1 protein-coding gene is annotated in these 213 nt (G+C 51.2%); it reads left to right on the top strand.

The window, feature by feature from the left end:
* The coding region (locus tag M2R48_RS21395; protein WP_262087645.1) for a hypothetical protein at window positions 1–213 on the top strand (213 nt) is incomplete at both ends.

The following is a 213-nucleotide window of genomic DNA, read 5'->3' as shown; positions in this document are numbered from 1 at the left end:
GTGCAAGTGGGTTATACCGATCCATCGGCAGCCAATGATCCAAATGCGATTCAAGACATTGCGGGTAATGATGCAGCAACACTTCCAGCCACCACAGTGGATAATGGTTCAACTGTGCCTGGTGGTGATACCACAGCACCGACCTTTGTCAGTGCAGCACTAGATACAGCCGGCACATCGCTCACCTTGACCTATAGTGAAGCACTAGACAGC

Source organism: Acinetobacter sp. I-MWF (assembly GCF_025433935.1).
GTDB classification, from domain to species: domain Bacteria; phylum Pseudomonadota; class Gammaproteobacteria; order Pseudomonadales; family Moraxellaceae; genus Acinetobacter; species Acinetobacter guillouiae.
Note: the sequence above shows the minus strand (reverse complement) of the source record. Positions and strands in the feature narration are given on the sequence as shown.